Annotated in this window: 14 protein-coding genes; 13 read left to right on the top strand and 1 reads right to left on the bottom strand. The window is 66.7% G+C overall.

Features of this window, described 5'->3' with window-relative positions; genetic code table 11:
- Position 1 precedes the first annotated feature (1 nt).
- The 3 genes from mscK to trxC all read left to right on the top strand — a co-directional run bounded on the left by mscK (position 2) and on the right by trxC (position 5,518).
- Positions 2–3,310, top strand: coding sequence for a mechanosensitive channel MscK (gene mscK, locus ACQ4N9_RS04495; protein ID WP_390965710.1), 3,309 nt, complete (start codon positions 2–4; stop codon positions 3,308–3,310).
- 163 nt (positions 3,311–3,473) lie between these two features.
- The gene (gene selO / locus ACQ4N9_RS04490; RefSeq protein WP_390965708.1) at positions 3,474–4,934 is read left to right on the top strand and encodes a protein adenylyltransferase SelO; all 1,461 of its coding nucleotides are present in this window, start codon (positions 3,474–3,476) and stop codon (positions 4,932–4,934) included.
- A 149-nt stretch (positions 4,935–5,083) separates the two neighbouring features.
- Positions 5,084–5,518: a thioredoxin TrxC gene (gene trxC, locus ACQ4N9_RS04485; RefSeq protein ID WP_390965706.1), complete on the top strand. Its 435-nt coding sequence runs from the start codon at positions 5,084–5,086 to the stop codon at positions 5,516–5,518.
- Positions 5,519–5,864: 346 nt separating this feature from the next.
- Here trxC and ACQ4N9_RS04480 read toward each other — a convergent pair whose 3' ends face one another.
- Complete coding sequence (locus tag ACQ4N9_RS04480) at positions 5,865–6,638, bottom strand: ParA family protein (protein WP_390968229.1); 774 nt, start codon at positions 6,636–6,638, stop codon at positions 5,865–5,867.
- Positions 6,639–6,952: 314 nt separating this feature from the next.
- Between ACQ4N9_RS04480 and ACQ4N9_RS04475 the strand changes: the two genes are divergently transcribed.
- From ACQ4N9_RS04475 to ACQ4N9_RS04430, 10 genes are read left to right on the top strand one after another with little or no spacing between them, the layout of a single operon-like run.
- On the top strand, positions 6,953–7,669 hold the full coding sequence (locus ACQ4N9_RS04475) for a beta-ketoacyl synthase chain length factor (RefSeq protein ID WP_390968227.1): 717 nt from the start codon (positions 6,953–6,955) through the stop codon (positions 7,667–7,669).
- Entirely contained in the window at positions 7,645–8,463 is an 819-nt protein-coding gene (locus ACQ4N9_RS04470; RefSeq protein ID WP_390968225.1) for a lysophospholipid acyltransferase family protein, read from the top strand. The genes ACQ4N9_RS04475 and ACQ4N9_RS04470 overlap by 25 nt, the downstream gene beginning before the upstream one ends.
- Positions 8,432–8,704 (top strand): phosphopantetheine-binding protein, encoded by a 273-nt coding sequence (locus ACQ4N9_RS04465; RefSeq protein WP_390968223.1) that lies wholly within the window; start codon positions 8,432–8,434, stop codon positions 8,702–8,704. Before ACQ4N9_RS04470 ends, ACQ4N9_RS04465 begins: the two co-directional genes overlap by 32 nt.
- Positions 8,705–8,713: 9 nt before the next feature.
- Positions 8,714–8,968, top strand: a complete 255-nt coding sequence (locus tag ACQ4N9_RS04460) for an acyl carrier protein (RefSeq protein WP_110995337.1) — start codon at positions 8,714–8,716, stop codon at positions 8,966–8,968.
- Entirely contained in the window at positions 8,965–9,510 is a 546-nt protein-coding gene (locus ACQ4N9_RS04455; protein WP_390968221.1) for a hypothetical protein, read from the top strand. Before ACQ4N9_RS04460 ends, ACQ4N9_RS04455 begins: the two co-directional genes overlap by 4 nt.
- Positions 9,507–11,186, top strand: coding sequence for an AMP-binding protein (locus ACQ4N9_RS04450; protein ID WP_390968219.1), 1,680 nt, complete (start codon positions 9,507–9,509; stop codon positions 11,184–11,186). Before ACQ4N9_RS04455 ends, ACQ4N9_RS04450 begins: the two co-directional genes overlap by 4 nt.
- The gene (locus tag ACQ4N9_RS04445) at positions 11,179–11,913 is read left to right on the top strand and encodes a glycosyltransferase family 2 protein (protein ID WP_390968217.1); all 735 of its coding nucleotides are present in this window, start codon (positions 11,179–11,181) and stop codon (positions 11,911–11,913) included. Before ACQ4N9_RS04450 ends, ACQ4N9_RS04445 begins: the two co-directional genes overlap by 8 nt.
- Positions 11,910–12,842: a glycosyl transferase gene (locus tag ACQ4N9_RS04440; protein WP_390968215.1), complete on the top strand. Its 933-nt coding sequence runs from the start codon at positions 11,910–11,912 to the stop codon at positions 12,840–12,842. Before ACQ4N9_RS04445 ends, ACQ4N9_RS04440 begins: the two co-directional genes overlap by 4 nt.
- The gene (locus tag ACQ4N9_RS04435) at positions 12,823–14,367 is read left to right on the top strand and encodes an HAL/PAL/TAL family ammonia-lyase (protein WP_390968213.1); all 1,545 of its coding nucleotides are present in this window, start codon (positions 12,823–12,825) and stop codon (positions 14,365–14,367) included. Before ACQ4N9_RS04440 ends, ACQ4N9_RS04435 begins: the two co-directional genes overlap by 20 nt.
- Complete coding sequence (locus ACQ4N9_RS04430) at positions 14,360–14,785, top strand: acyl-CoA thioesterase (RefSeq protein ID WP_125860855.1); 426 nt, start codon at positions 14,360–14,362, stop codon at positions 14,783–14,785. The genes ACQ4N9_RS04435 and ACQ4N9_RS04430 overlap by 8 nt, the downstream gene beginning before the upstream one ends.
- Positions 14,786–14,878: the final 93 nt, after the last annotated feature.

The raw sequence follows: 14,878 nt of genomic DNA, 5'->3' as shown, positions 1-14,878 counted from the left end.
TATGTCCCTGCGCCATTACTGCCGCGCAGCCCTGCTGGGGCTGTGCCTGACCCTCTCGTTCGCGGCCACCGCGGCGGAAGTCCCGACCACCTCGGGCATCCAGAACAGCCTCGACAAGATCGCCGAGCGCAAGCTGCCCGAAGCCGAACAGAAGGCCGTGCAGCAAGTGCTGGAGCAGACCCTGGCGCTGCTGGCCAGCAAGGAGGACAGCGAGCAGAAGCTTGAAGCCCTCAAGCAGCAACTGGCCACTGCCCCCCAGGAAACCCGCGACAGCCAGCGCGAGCTGATCAAGCTCAAGGGCGCCAGCGCCATACCCGTGGCCCAACGCTACGCCAACCTCACGGTGCCGCAGCTCGAACAGATGCTCAGCGAGCGCAGCACCCAGCAGGGCGAGCTGCAAAAAGCCCTGTCCGAAGCCAACAGCCTGATCATCAACTCGCAGACCCGGCCTGAACGGGCCCAGGCCGAGATCAGCAGCAACCAGACCCGCGCCCAGCAGATCAACAACAGCCTGAAGAGCGGCAAGGACGGCGGCAAGGCGCTGACCAGCGACCTGCGCAACCAGCTCAACGCCGAGCTGGCCTCGCTCAACGCCCTGACCCTGCTGCGCCGCCAGGAACTGGCTGCCAACAGCCAGCTGCAAGACCTGGGCAACGCCCGTCACGACCTGCTGATCGCCCGCGCCGCGCGGCTGGAGCAAGAGATCCAGGACCTGCAGACGCTGATCAACGACAAGCGCCTGGCCCAATCCCAGCAGGCCGTCACCCAGCAGTCGATCGAAGCGCAGAAGGCCGGCGGCAGTACCGTGCTGGCCAACGAGAGCACCGCCAACCTCAAGCTGTCGGATTACCTGCTTAAAAGCACCGACCGCCTGAACGAGCTGACCCAGCAGAACCTCAGGACCAAGCAGCAGCTGGACAGCCTGACCCAGGCCGACCAGGCGCTGGACGAGCAGATCAACGTGCTCAAGGGCAGCCTGCTGCTGTCGAAGATCCTCTACAAACAGAAACAGGCCCTGCCGCACCTGAAAGTCGACCGTGACCTGGCCGACCAGATCGCCGATATCCGCCTGTACCAATTCGAGATCAACCAGCAACGCGAGCAGATGAGCAGCCCGTCCAGCTACGTGGACAAGCTGCTGGCCAACCAGCCGCAGGAAGACGCCACACCGCAATTGCGCAAGGCCCTGCTGGAAGTGGCGATCACCCGTGGCGACCTGCTCGAACGCCTGAACCGCGAACTCTCCGCGCTGCTCAACGAATCGATCACCCTGCAACTGAACCAGAAGCAACTGCTCAGCACCGCCCAGAACCTGCGCACCACCCTGGATGAGCAGATGTTCTGGATCCCCAGCAACAAGCCGCTGGACTGGGAATGGCTGCGCTTCGTGCCGGAGCGCCTGGCCGAACAGGTCGCCAGCCTGCCCTGGGGCTCGGGGATCAAGGAGCTGGCCGACGGCCTCAGCCAGCGCCCGCTGCTGTTCCTGCCGCTGCTGCTGGTGATCGGCGCCCTGCTGTGGCGACGCAAGTACCTGTACCAGCGCCTGGGCAAGGTTCATCAGGACATAGGCCACTTCAAGCGTGACAGCCAGTGGCACACGCCCCAGGCGATCCTGATCAACATCCTCCTGGCCATGCCGGTGGCCCTGGCCCTGGCGCTGGGCAGCTACGCCCTGCAGATCGACGCCCGCGGGCAGAACGCCAACCTCGGCGCCGCGCTCTGGCAACTGGCCCAGGCCTGGCTGGTGTTCTACACCGCCTACCGCATCCTCGCCCCAGGCGGCGTGGCCGAGATCCACTTCCGCTGGCACAAGCCGCAGGTCGAGTTCCTGCGTGGCTGGGTGCGCCGGCTGGGCACCGTGGTACTGGCCCTGGTGGGCGTGGTGGCAGTGGCCGAGCACCAGCCCTCGGCACTGGCCGACGACGTGCTGGGCATCGGCGTGGTGCTGGCCTGCTATGCACTGATGGCCTGGCTGCTCAGCCGCCTGCTGCTGAGCAGCCCGGCGCACCGCGACACCTCGCTGTTCCGCCGCGCGGTCGGGGTGGCCTTCACCGCCCTGCCCATCGCCCTGTTCGTGGCGGTGTGCTTCGGCTACTACTACACCGCGCTCAAACTCACCGACCGCCTGATCTACACCCTCTACCTGCTGCTGTTCTGGCTGGTGATCGAGGCCGCCTTCGTGCGTGGCCTGTCGGTGGCGGCACGGCGCCTGGCCTACCAGCGCGCCCTGAGCAAACGCCAGGCGGTCAAGGAAGGCCTGGACGGCGAAGTACCGGTCGAAGAGCCGACCCTGGACATCGAACAGGTCAACCAGCAGTCCCTGCGCCTGATCCGCCTGGCCCTGCTGGGTGGTTTCATCGCCGGCCTGTACTGGGTGTGGGCAGACCTGATTTCGGTGTTCTCCTACCTCAACAACTTCACCCTCTACGAATACACCAGCGGCACTGGCGCCGCCGCCAGCATGGTGCCGATCAGCCTCGGCGACCTGCTGGGGGCGCTGGTGATCGTCGGCATCACCTTCGCCCTGGCCGGCAACTTGCCGGGCCTGCTCGAAGTGCTGGTGCTGTCGCGGCTGAACCTGGCCCAGGGCAGCGCCTACGCCACCACCACGCTGCTGTCGTACATCATCGTCGGGGTCGGCATCGTCAGTACCCTGTCGACCCTCGGGGTCAGCTGGGACAAGCTGCAATGGCTGGTGGCGGCGTTGTCGGTGGGCCTTGGCTTCGGCATGCAGGAGATCTTCGCCAACTTCATCTCCGGCATCATGATCCTCTTCGAGCGCCCGGTACGGATCGGCGACACCATCACAATCGGCAACCTGTCCGGCACGGTGAGCAAGATCCGCATCCGCGCCACCACCATCACCGACTTCGACCGCAAGGACATCATCGTCCCCAACAAGACCTTCATCACCGGCCAGCTGATCAACTGGTCGCTGACCGACACGGTCACCCGGGTGACGCTGAAACTGGGCATCGACTACGGCTCGGACCTGGACCTGGTGCGCGACATCCTGCTCAAGGGCGCCCACGAGAACCCGCGGGTGCTCAAGGACCCGGAGCCGATCGTGTACTTCCTCAACTTCGGCGAGAGCTCGCTGGACCATGAGCTGCGCATGCATGTGCGCGACCTGGGCGACCGCAACCCGACGCTGGATGAGCTCAACCGCTACATCAACCGCGAGTTCAAGGCGCACGGCATCAAGATCTCGGTACGCCAGGTGGAGGTGTTCGTGATGGATACCAAAGGCGGCAAGCAGCAACTGATCCCGATGGAGCAGCCGAAGCCGGATGGCACGCCGGGCGCCTGACCGGACTCAGATCCTTTATCCTGTCGAGAATCGTTGCGAGGGCTACGCCCTCGTTCGCGGGTAAACCCGCTCCCACAGAGCCAACGCGATCCCTGTGGGAGCGGGTTTACCCGCGAAGGGCCGCAAGGCGGCCCCAATCGCACCGAATCCAGGAGCAGGCCCCGTGAAGTCCCTCGACCACCTCAGCTTCGACAACCGCTTCGCCCAGCTCGGCGACGCCTTCTCCACCCAGGTCCTGCCCGAGCCGATCGCCGAGCCGCGCCTGGTCGTCGCCAGCACATCGGCCATGGCCCTGCTCGACCTCGACCCGGCCCAGGCCGAACTGCCGGTGTTCGCCGAGCTGTTCGGCGGCCACAAGCTGTGGGAGCAGGCCGACCCGCGGGCGATGGTCTATTCCGGCCACCAGTTCGGCTCGTACAACCCGCGCCTGGGCGATGGCCGCGGCCTGCTGCTGGGCGAAGTAGTCAACGACGCCGGTGAGCACTGGGACCTGCACCTCAAGGGCGCCGGCCAGACCCCCTACTCGCGCATGGGCGACGGCCGCGCGGTACTGCGCTCGTCGATCCGTGAGTTCCTCGCCTCCGAAGCCCTTCACGCCCTGGGCATCCCCAGCAGCCGCGCACTGTGCGTGATCGGCTCGAGCACCCCGGTGTGGCGCGAAACCCGCGAAAGTGCCGCCATGCTGCTGCGCCTGGCCCAGAGCCACGTGCGCTTCGGCCACTTCGAATACTTCTACTACACCAAACAGCCCGAGCAGCAGCGGGTGCTGATCGACCATGTACTGGAGCAGCACTACCCCGAATGCCGCGACGCCGAGCAGCCCTACCTGGCCATGTTCCGCACCATCGTCGAGCGCAACGCCGAGCTGATCGCCCGCTGGCAGGCCTATGGCTTCTGCCATGGGGTGATGAACACCGACAACATGTCGATCCTCGGCATCACCTTCGACTTCGGCCCCTACGCCTTCCTCGACGACTTCGACGCCAACTTCATCTGCAACCACTCCGACGACCGTGGCCGCTACAGCTACGCCAACCAGGTACCGATTGCCCACTGGAACCTCAGCGCCCTGGCCCAGGCCCTGACCACGGTGATCGAGGTCGAGCCGCTCAAGGAAGTGCTGGCGCTGTTCCTGCCGCTGTACCAGGCCCACTACCTCGACCTGATGCGCCGCCGCCTGGGCCTGACCACGGCCGAAGATGACGACATGGCGCTGGTCGAACGCCTGCTGCAGCGCATGCAGAGCGGTGGCGTGGACTACACCTTGTTCTTCCGCAGGCTCGGCGAGCGGCCGGTGGCCGAAGCGCTGCAGGTGGTGCGCGACGACTTCATCGACCTGGCCGGTTTCGACGCCTGGGGCGCCGAGTACCTGGCGCGCTGCCAGCGTGAGCCGGGCAATGCCGAAGGGCGGCGCGAGCGGATGCATGCGGTCAATCCGTTGTATCTGCTGCGCAATTACCTGGCGCAGAAGGCCATCGAAGCGGCTGAGGCGGGTGACTACAGTGAGGTGCGGCGGCTGCATCAGGTGTTGAGCACGCCGTTCGAGGAGCAGGCTGGAATGCAGGCTTATGCCGAGCGCCCACCGGAGTGGGGCAAGCACCTGGAGATCAGTTGCTCTTCCTGATTTCATCGCTGCATGTGAAACCCTGCGAGGGCTTCGCCCTCGATCGCCGGCAAGCCGGCTCCCACAATGATCGCGCCTACCCTGTGGGAGCCGGCTTGCCGGCGATTGGGCCGTATAGCGGCCCCTGAATCTTTCGACTGGAGACCCCAATGTCCAATCCGCTGGTAATCCCCTGCCCCCACTGCAACGGCCTCAACCGCATCCCCGCCGACCGCCTGGGTGACAGCCCGAAATGCGGCCGCTGCAAACAGGATGTGCTGTTGAGCACCCCGTTCGAGCTGAGCGAAAGCAACTACGCCGCCCAGATCAAGGGCGACCTGCCGCTGCTGCTGGATGTCTGGGCCGACTGGTGTGGGCCGTGCAAGAGCTTCGCACCCACCTTCGAACAGGCCGCCCGCCAGCTGGCTGGCCGTTGCCGCCTGGCCAAGCTGGACAGCGAAGCCAACCGCAACCTTGCCGGGCAACTGGGCATTCGCTCGATCCCCAGTTTGATTCTGTTCAGGAATGGGCGTGAAGTGGCGCGCCAGGCTGGGGCGTTTCCACTCCAATCGTTGCTGGAATGGTTGCGCGGGCAAGGGGTTTGAGGGGGTTGCGTCAGGGCTGACAGGTGTTCGGCGAAAGATTTGCAGCGCCTATCAGATCGAGCGCCGCCCGCGCGGCGCATCGCTGGCAAGCCAGCTCCCACATCTGTTTCGGGCCAGTTACTCCTGCAGGTTCATCACTGTCCGCCTTGTTGGTTCGACTCGATATTGAGGTGGGCATCACTGGCGCCTCGCCTGACTCAAGACATGCACCAAGGCGGGCAGCGGTACCTTCACAGGCATAATTGGCCCGAAACAAATGTGGGAGCTGGCTTGCCAGCGATGCGCCGCGCGGGCGGCGCTCGATCTCACAGGCGCCAAAAAACCTTCGGCGAACCCCTGTTAGCCCTCACGCACTGCGCTCCAGCAAATCATGCAACTCAACAAACTGCTGAGTCAGCTTGTGCCGTGGCTCCAAATGAATCAGCGGCAAACTGGCATGGTGGGACTCACGCATCTTCACCGAGCTGCTCAGATACACCGGCAGCACCGGCAACCCCTCGGCCAGCAGTTCGTCGAGCATCTGCTGCGGCAGGCTGGCGCGTGACTGGAACTGGTTGACCACGATGCCTTCCACCACCAGCTCGTCGTTGTGGTCTTCCTTCAAATCCTCGATCTCGGCCAGCAGGCCATACAGGGCCTGGCGCGAGAAGCTGTCGCAGTCAAAGGGGATCAATACGCGATCAGCGGCGATCAGCGCGGAAACGGCGTAAAAATTGAGAGCCGGCGGGGTATCGATGTAGATCCGCTCGTAGTCCTCATCCAGCTCTTCGAGCAGTTTGCGCAGCTTGTTGATCTTGTGCTTGGCCTCGAGCTTGGGCTGCAGGTCGGCCAGCTCTGCCGTGGCGGTGACCACATGCAGGTTGTCGAACGGTGTTTCGTAGATATCGACCTTGTTCTTCTTGGCGAACGGGCCGCTGGACAGCGACTGCTTGAAGAAGTCGGCGATGCCCATGGGGATATCGTCGCCGGTCAGGCCGGTCAGGTACTGGGTCGAGTTGGCCTGGGCATCCAGGTCGATCAGCAGGGTCCGGTAGCCTTCGCTGGCACTCACGGCCGCGAGATTGCAGGCAATGCTCGATTTGCCCACGCCACCTTTCTGATTGAACACCACGCGCCGCATGTCAGACCTCCGTGTATCAACGAATGCCCGAGTATGTGGCGACACTGCGCCATTGGCCAGCGTTGTTCGCTCAAGTGGACGGTAGGCAGCCTGACAACCTGCGAGTAACCGACCGTCGGAAACTGTGCAGCCATGCAAGAGGACATGACGCATATGAGTGTGGATGTTGTCCGATAGCCATCATGTGGATTGATACAGGCCCCGTGCACCGGGATAATGCGCGCCACCTTCCCGTGCGCCAAGCCCGCACGGCGCGTGCTCCGAGTCATTCCCACGGGCAGGAACTCCCTCAGGGCGGAATCGTCACACTCATCATGATCACCTTCGACATCAGCCAATGGCGTGCCTGGGCCCCAGGCCTGCAGAGCGCTGCCGACTGGCAGGCCTGGGCGGACGGCGCCGAACACGAGCCCTGCGCCGAACAGGCGCCGGACGTGGCGTTCCTGCCGGCATTGCAGCGCCGCCGCCTGAGCCATATGGCACGCATGGCCTTTGCCGTCGGCTGGCCGTTGGCCGAAGGTCACGCCAACCTGCCACTGGTGTTCGTCTCGCGGCATGGTGAAACCCCACGCACCTTCTCGATTCTCAGCGAACTGGCCAGTCAGCAGCCCTTGTCGCCGACCCAGTTCAGCCTGTCAGTGCACAACGCGATGATCGGCCTATGGTCGATCATGCGCGGGCAAACCTGCGAGATGACCGCCCTGGCCGCCGCCGGCGACGGTTTCGAGCAAGGCGCCGTGGAAGCCGCCGCGCTGCTCGCCGAAGGCGCACCGGCGGTGCTGCTGATCGTCACCGAAGAACAACCCCCGGCCGCCTACGCGCCCTGCATCAGCGATGTGCCGTTCGCCTACGCCGTGGCGCTGCTGCTCACCCCCGGCCAGCAATGGCAGTTGTCCCTTGGGCCGACACTGACAGCGCCAGCCGCCGAGCTGCCCCATGCCCTGGCCTGGCTGCACGCCTCGCTCAACGGCCAGAACGCCTTTTCCCACACCTGGAGCCGTCGCACATGGAACTGGCAACGTCAGCCATGAACCGCCCCCGCGACGCCTACCTGTGGCGCCTGGTGGCCACCGCCCTGAGCTTTTTGCTGTTCGGCCTGGGCGGGCTGTGCCTGCGCCTGCTGGTGTTCCCGCTGCTGGCCTGCCTGCCGGGCAATGGCGAACAGCATCGCCAACGCGCACGGCGCACCATCGGCTGGCTGTTCTGGCGGTTCATCCTGATCATGCGCGGCCTCGGTGTGCTCACCTTCGAGATCAAAGGCGCCGATCGCCTGGGCCGGCGCGGGCAGATGATCATCGCCAACCACCCTTCATTGATCGACGTGGTGTTCCTGCTCGGGCGGGTGCGCGACGCCAACTGCGTGGTCAAGCACAGCCTGTTCGGCAACCCCTTCACCCGAGGGCCGGTGCGCGAGGCGCAGTACATCGGCAACGATGGCAGCCTGGACATGCTCGACAGCGCCGCCGCCTCGCTGCAGCAAGGCCAGCCGCTGGTGATCTTCCCCGAAGGCACCCGCACCCCGCCCGGCCAGGCCCCGGCCTTCCATCGTGGCGCCGCCGCGATCGCCCTGCGCGGTGCGAAAATCATCACACCGGTGATCATCCAGGTCAGCCCCACCACCCTGACCAAGCACGAGCCCTGGTACCGCATCCCCCGGCGGCGCGTGCACTTCAGCCTGCGCGTCGGCGCCGACATCGACCCCCAGGCCTTCGCCAGCCTTGGCCCGGCGCCCCTGGCGTCGCGCAAACTCAATGATTACCTGCACCAGTACTACAACAAGGAGCTCGCCACCGATGAGCGATGCACAACACGACCTGAACCGTGACATCAAGCAACTGATCATCGACGCCCTGGGCCTGGAAGACATCAGCGTGCAGGACATCGACGACGCGCAGACACTGTTCGGCGAAGGCCTGGGCCTGGACTCGGTGGACGCCCTCGAACTGGCCCTGGCGATCCAGAAGCGCTACGGCATCAAGATCGACGCCGATGCCAAGGACACCCGCAGCCATTTCACCAACGTCGCCACCCTCGCGGCGTTCATCACCGCCCGCCAGGCCGCCTGAGACCGCACCATGCAAACCCGCGAAGACATCTTCAACACCCTCCGTGACGCCCTGGTCGAGCTGTTCGAGCTCGAGCCCGAACGCATCAGCCTGCAATCGCACCTGTACCAGGACCTGGAAATCGACAGCATCGACGCCATCGACCTGCTCGACCACATCAAGCGCAAGACCGGCAAGAAGATCAGCGCCGAGGACTTCAAGTCGGTACGCACCGTCAACGATGTGGTCGAAGCGGTTCATCGCCTGGTAAACAGCGCGGCATGAAACGCCTGGTCGGCCTCGGCCTGCTGCTGGCCGGCGTGCTATATCCGTTTGCCGTGCACTACGGCCTGGGCCACTTCGCCCCGTGGCAGTTCGCCCTGCTGCTCGGCGGCCTGTGGCTGGCCCGCGCACTGAGCGCGCCACAACGCCCCGGCGGCCTGTGGATGGCCCTGGCGGCGCTGGGTTTCTGCGCGCTGCTGGCGCTGTCCGACAGCGCGCAACTGCTGCGCTGGTACCCGGTGCTGATCAGCAGCTTCATGCTCGGCCTGTTCGGCACCAGCCTGATGCAAGGCATGCCGATGGCCGAGCGCCTGGCGCGGCTGCGCGAACCCGAACTGCCACCGGCAGCGGTGCGCTACACACGGCGGGTGACCCAGGCCTGGTGCCTGTTCTTCCTGGTCAACGGCCTGATCGCCGCCGGCCTGACCCTGTGGGCGCCGCTGGCCTGGTGGACCCTGTACAACGGCCTGATCGCCTACGCCGCGATGGGCCTGCTGTTCGCCGTGGAATGGCTGATACGTCAACGTGTGCGAGGACGCTCATGAACTGGATCAACCTCGAACACCTGCTGCGCCCGCTGGCCATACCACGCCCGGTCACCGAGGCGCCGGCCCTGGACCACGCCGCGCTGTGCCAGCAAGCCCTGCGCCTGGCCGGCGGCCTGCAAGCCCGGGGCGTGCGCCGCCTGGCGGTGCATGTGGACGACGCCGCGACGCTGGCCATCGCCCTGCTCGGCGCCTGGCGCGCCGGGGCGCAGGTGCTGTTGACCGCCGACCTGCAAGCGCAGACCCGCGCCCGCTGGCAGGCCCAGGTTGACCTGTGGCTCAGCGACCAGCCGGGCGACCCACAGCTCGACGACCTGCTGGGCGAGCCACTGGCCAGCGCCGACCTCGACCCCGAGCAGTGCCGCATCAGCCTGTGCACCTCGGGCTCCAGCGGCGAGCCCAAGCGCATCGACAAATGCCTGCGCCAACTGGGCAACGAAGTCATCGCCCTGGAGCAGTTGTGGGGCCCATCGTTGGGCGATGCGCACATCCTCGGCAGCGTCGCCACCCAGCACATCTACGGCCTGCTGTTCCGTGTGCTGTGGCCGCTGTGCGCCGGGCGCGGCTTCGCCCGCAGGGCCCAGCCGTTCCCCGAAGACCTGCAACGCGCCAGCCGCGAACACCCGGCGTTCGCCTGGGTGGCCAGCCCGGCGCTGCTCAAGCGCATGGGCGACAACCTCGACTGGCCCGGGCTGAGCGCGGTGCGGCGGGTATTTTCCTCCGGCGGCGAACTGCCCGCCGAAGCCGCCGAACGCCTGCACCAGCGCCTCGGCCAGTGGCCGACGGAAATCCTCGGCAGCTCGGAAACCGGCGGCATCGCCTGGCGCCAGGGTGAAGCCCTGTGGCAGCCGTTCGCCGACGTGGTACTCAGCCAGGATGGCGACGGCGCCCTGCGCATCGCCTCGCCCTACCTGCCCGCCGGCCACGTCGAGCAAAGCGCCGATGCCGCCGAGTTCGCCAGCGACGGGCGCTTCCGCCTGCTCGGCCGCCTCGACCGCACCGTCAAGCTGGAAGAAAAACGCATCTCCCTGCCCATGCTCGAACAGGCCTTGTGCGCCCACGCCTGGGTCGCCGAGGCGCGCCTGGGGGTGATCGAAGAAGGCCGCGCCTTCCTCGGTGCCCTGCTGGTGCCAAGCGCCGAAGGCCTGCATGCGCTGCGCAACCAGGGGCGCCGCGCACTGCTGGAGGGCCTGCGTGCGCACCTGGCCGAACACTGCGAGGCCATCGCCCTGCCCCGGCGCTGGCGCCTGCTGCGCCAGCTGCCGTACAACGCCCAGGGCAAGCTGCCCCAGGCCGAGGTCTCGGCGTTGCTGCTGGCCGCTCGCAGCCAGGCCCCCGAGGTGCTGGCACAGGCCCGCGAAGACAACCAGCTGCAACTGCGCCTGGCCGTGCCGCTGGACTTGCCCTGCTTCACCGGCCATTTTCCGCAGACCCCGGTATTGCCCGGCGTGGTCCAGCTCGACTGGGCCATCGCCCTCGCTGCACCGCTGCTGGCCGCCAACCTGCGCTTCGCCGGCATGGAAGTGCTGAAGTTCCAGCAACTGGTGCGCCCCGGTGACGCGCTGCAGCTGGACCTGCGCTTCGAGCCGGAGCGCGGCAAGCTGTACTTCAGCTACACCCGTGCCGGCCAAGCCTGCGCCAGCGGCCGCATCCTGCTGGAGGCCGCCAGTGCATAATCCCTGCGCGGTGATCCCGGTGTACAACCACGAACAGGCCGTGCCCAAGGTGGTCGACGACCTGCTGCGCGCCGGCCTGCCCTGTGTGCTGGTGGATGACGCCAGCCATGCCCCGTGCGCCGAGGTGCTGCGCCAGCTGGCCGAGCGCGCGGATGTGCACCTGGTGCAACTGGCGGTCAACCAGGGCAAGGGCGGCGCGGTGATGGCCGGCCTGCGCGAGGCCGCGCGGCTGGGCTTCAGCCACGCCCTGCAGGTGGACGCCGACGGCCAGCACGACCTGGCCGATGTCGGCCATTTCCTGGCCCAGTCGCAGGTTTATCCACAGGCGCTGGTGTGCGGTTATCCCCAGTACGACGACAGCGTGCCCAAGGGGCGCCTGTATGCCCGCTACCTCACCCACGTGTGGGTGTGGATCAACAGCCTGTCACTGGCCATCCCCGACTCCATGTGCGGTTTTCGCGTCTATCCGCTGCCGCCCACCATCGCGCTGATCGACAGCGTCAAGCTGGGCCGGCGCATGGACTTCGATCCCGAGATCCTGGTGCGCCTGGCCTGGCGCAACCAGCCGATGCGCTGGCTGCCGACCCGGGTGCACTACCCGCAGGACGGCCTGTCGCACTTTCGCCTGGTGCACGACAACGCGCTGATCTCGAAGATGCACGCCAAGCTGTTCTTCGGCATGCTCCTGCGCAGCCCACTGATTCTCTGGCGGCGGTGGCGGCGATGAGCGAGCAGCACTGGGCCGCGCAACGCGAGCGCGGCAGCTTTCGGCTGATGCAGCTGACCGCGCTGCTGACACGCCTGCTCGGGCGCCGGCTGCTCAGCCCGCTGATCCATGTGATCGTCGCCTATTTCTTCCTGTTTGGCCGGCGCGCCCGGCGCAGCGCCTGGCAGTATCAGCAGCACCTGCACCGGTACAGCGCCGGGCAGACGCCAGCGCCCAGCCAGTGGCAGGTGTTTCGCCAGTTCATGGCCTTCGCCGACGCCCTGCTGGACAAGCTCGACGTGTGGAACGGCCGTCTGCGCCTTGAAGACATCGATATCGTCGACCCGGCCGGATTGCGCGGGCAGCTGCGCGGCGAGCGCGGGCAACTGCTGGTGGGCGCCCACCTGGGCAACCTGGAGGTATGCCGGGCGTTGGCCGAACTGGGCGAGCAGGTGACCATGAACGTGCTGGTGCACACCCGCCATGCCGAGCAGTTCAACCGCCTGCTCGGCGAGGCCGGGGCCACCCACCTGCGGCTGATTCAGGTCAGCGAGCTGGACCCGGCCATCATGCTGCAGCTCTCGCAACGCCTGGAGCGCGGCGAGTGGCTGGCGATCGCCGGCGACCGCGTGCCGCTGCATGGCGCGCGCACCGCCACCGTGGACTTTCTCGGCCAGCCGGCCGCGTTCCCGCAAGGCCCGTGGCTGCTGGCCGGGTTGCTTGGCTGCCCGGTCAACCTGCTGTTCTGCCTCAGGCTAAACGGCCGCTATCAAATCACCCTGGAACCTTTCGCCGAACAGCTGCAATGGCGGCGTGCCGAGCGTGACCAGGTGATCCAGCAATGGACGGCCCGCTACGCCGAGCGCCTGGCCCATTACTGCCGCCAGGCGCCCCTGCAGTGGTTCAATTTCTACCCTTTCTGGAAGAGCGATGACGATGCAACCCCATGAGCCTGTCACCTTCGGCGAAGCGCCGCTGGCCATCGAGGACGTGCTGGCAGTGGCCGAGCGCCGTGCCGCCAGCCGCCTGCAGGACGACGCCGCGTACCGCGAACGCATCGCCCGTGGCGCGCGCTTTCTCGACACCTTGCTCGACCAGGAAGGGGTGATCTACGGGGTCACCACCGGTTACGGCGACTCCTGCGTGGTGGCCGTGCCGCTGGAGCATGTCGAAAGCCTGCCGCGTCACCTGTACACCTTCCACGGCTGCGGCCTGGGCCGCCTGCTCGATGCAGCGGCCACCCGCGCCGTGCTGGCGGCGCGCCTGCGCTCGTTGAGCCATGGCGTGTCGGGGGTGCGCATGGAGCTGCTGGAGCGCCTGCAACTGTTCCTCGCACACGACATCCTGCCGCTGATCCCCGAAGAAGGCTCGGTGGGCGCCAGCGGCGACCTGACGCCGCTGTCCTACGTGGCCGCCACCCTGTCCGGAGAGCGCGAGGTGCTGTACCAAGGCGAGCGCCGCAGCAGTGCCGAAGTGCACCGCGAGCTGGGCTGGCAGCCGCTGGTGCTGCGCCCCAAGGAAGCGCTGGCGCTGATGAACGGCACCGCGGTGATGACCGGCCTGGCCTGCCTGGCCTTCGCCCGCGCCGACTACCTGCTGCAACTGGCCACGCGCATCACCGCGCTCAACGTGATTGCCCTGCAGGGCAACCCGGAGCACTTCGACGAGCGCCTGTTCGCCGCCAAGCCGCACCCGGGCCAGACCCAGGTGGCCGCCTGGCTGCGCCAGGACCTGGCCATCGATGCGCCGCTGCCGTCGCTGCACCGCCTGCAGGACCGCTACTCGCTGCGCTGCGCGCCCCATGTGCTCGGCGTGCTGGCCGACAGCCTGGGCTGGCTGCGCGGCTTCATCGAAACCGAGCTGAACAGCGCCAACGACAACCCGATCATCGACGGCGACGCCGAGCGCGTGCTGCACGGTGGGCACTTCTACGGCGGGCATATCGCCTTCGCCATGGACAGCCTGAAAACCCTGGTGGCCAACGTCGCCGACCTGCTCGACCGCCAGCTCGCGCTGCTGGTGGACGTGCGCTACAACCACGGCCTGCCGAGCAACCTGTCCGGCGCCGAGGCTGAGCGGGCCATGCTCAACCACGGTTTCAAGGCCGTGCAGATCGGCGCCAGCGCCTGGACCGCCGAAGCCCTCAAGCAGACCATGCCGGCCAGCGTGTTCTCGCGCTCCACCGAATGCCACAACCAGGACAAGGTGAGCATGGGCACCATTGCCGCGCGCGATGCCCTGCGGGTGCTGGAGCTGACCGAGCAGGTCGCCGCCGCCACCTTACTGGCGGCCAACCAGGGCGTCTGGCTGCGGGCCCGTCAGGCCGACGCCCGGCCGTTGCCGCCAGCGCTGGAACAGATGCACCAGCTGCTGCTGGCCGACTTCGCCCCGGTCATCGAGGACCGCGCCCTGGAACATGACCTGCGCCTGTGCCTGACCCGTATCGGCCAGCGCCACTGGAGGCTGCATGCGTAACCCCGGGGTGTTTCACGTCGACAGCGAAATCGTCGTGCCGTTTTTCGATGTGGACAGCATGCACATCGTCTGGCACGGGCATTACGTCAAGTACCTGGAAGTCGCCCGCTGCGCCTTGCTCGAGCGCCTGCAGCACGATTACCGAGGCATGCAGGCCTCCGGTTACCACTGGCCGGTGATCGACCTGCAGCTGCGCTACATCCGCGGTGCCACCTTCGGCCAACGCCTGACCGTACGTGCCAGCCTGGTGGAGTGGGAGAACCGCTTGAAGATCCATTACCTGATCAGCGATGCCGAAACCGGCGAGCGCATGACCCGTGCCAGCACCGTGCAGGTAGCCGTGCATATCGACAGCGGCGAGATGCAACTGGCGTCGCCGCAGGTGATGCTCGATGCCGTTGCCAAGGTGTTGCCATGAATCGCCTGTTCCGGCCTCATCGCTGCGGTTCGTCGCCACGGCAAGCCAGCTCCCACAGGGGTGGGCGCCTGGATCCTGTGGGAGCCGGCTTGC

This window comes from Pseudomonas sp. ES1, assembly GCF_050586605.1.
Lineage (GTDB): Bacteria > Pseudomonadota > Gammaproteobacteria > Pseudomonadales > Pseudomonadaceae > Aquipseudomonas > Aquipseudomonas sichuanensis.
This window is presented reverse-complemented; position numbering and strand designations above follow the sequence as displayed.

What these genes read in the sequence shown, in the direction of transcription:
- mscK (WP_390965710.1), top strand. Translation starts at nt 2, where the DNA reads ATGTCCCTGCGCCATTACTGCCGCGCAGCCCTGCTGGGGCTGTGCCTG.
- trxC (WP_390965706.1), top strand. Translation starts at nt 5,084, where the DNA reads ATGTCCAATCCGCTGGTAATCCCCTGCCCCCACTGCAACGGCCTCAAC.
- ACQ4N9_RS04480 (WP_390968229.1), bottom strand. Translation starts at nt 6,638, where the DNA reads ATGCGGCGCGTGGTGTTCAATCAGAAAGGTGGCGTGGGCAAATCGAGC.
- ACQ4N9_RS04475 (WP_390968227.1), top strand. Translation starts at nt 6,953, where the DNA reads ATGATCACCTTCGACATCAGCCAATGGCGTGCCTGGGCCCCAGGCCTG.
- ACQ4N9_RS04470 (WP_390968225.1), top strand. Translation starts at nt 7,645, where the DNA reads ATGGAACTGGCAACGTCAGCCATGAACCGCCCCCGCGACGCCTACCTG.
- ACQ4N9_RS04465 (WP_390968223.1), top strand. Translation starts at nt 8,432, where the DNA reads ATGAGCGATGCACAACACGACCTGAACCGTGACATCAAGCAACTGATC.
- ACQ4N9_RS04460 (WP_110995337.1), top strand. Translation starts at nt 8,714, where the DNA reads ATGCAAACCCGCGAAGACATCTTCAACACCCTCCGTGACGCCCTGGTC.
- ACQ4N9_RS04455 (WP_390968221.1), top strand. Translation starts at nt 8,965, where the DNA reads ATGAAACGCCTGGTCGGCCTCGGCCTGCTGCTGGCCGGCGTGCTATAT.
- ACQ4N9_RS04450 (WP_390968219.1), top strand. Translation starts at nt 9,507, where the DNA reads ATGAACTGGATCAACCTCGAACACCTGCTGCGCCCGCTGGCCATACCA.
- ACQ4N9_RS04440 (WP_390968215.1), top strand. Translation starts at nt 11,910, where the DNA reads ATGAGCGAGCAGCACTGGGCCGCGCAACGCGAGCGCGGCAGCTTTCGG.
- ACQ4N9_RS04435 (WP_390968213.1), top strand. Translation starts at nt 12,823, where the DNA reads ATGACGATGCAACCCCATGAGCCTGTCACCTTCGGCGAAGCGCCGCTG.
- ACQ4N9_RS04430 (WP_125860855.1), top strand. Translation starts at nt 14,360, where the DNA reads ATGCGTAACCCCGGGGTGTTTCACGTCGACAGCGAAATCGTCGTGCCG.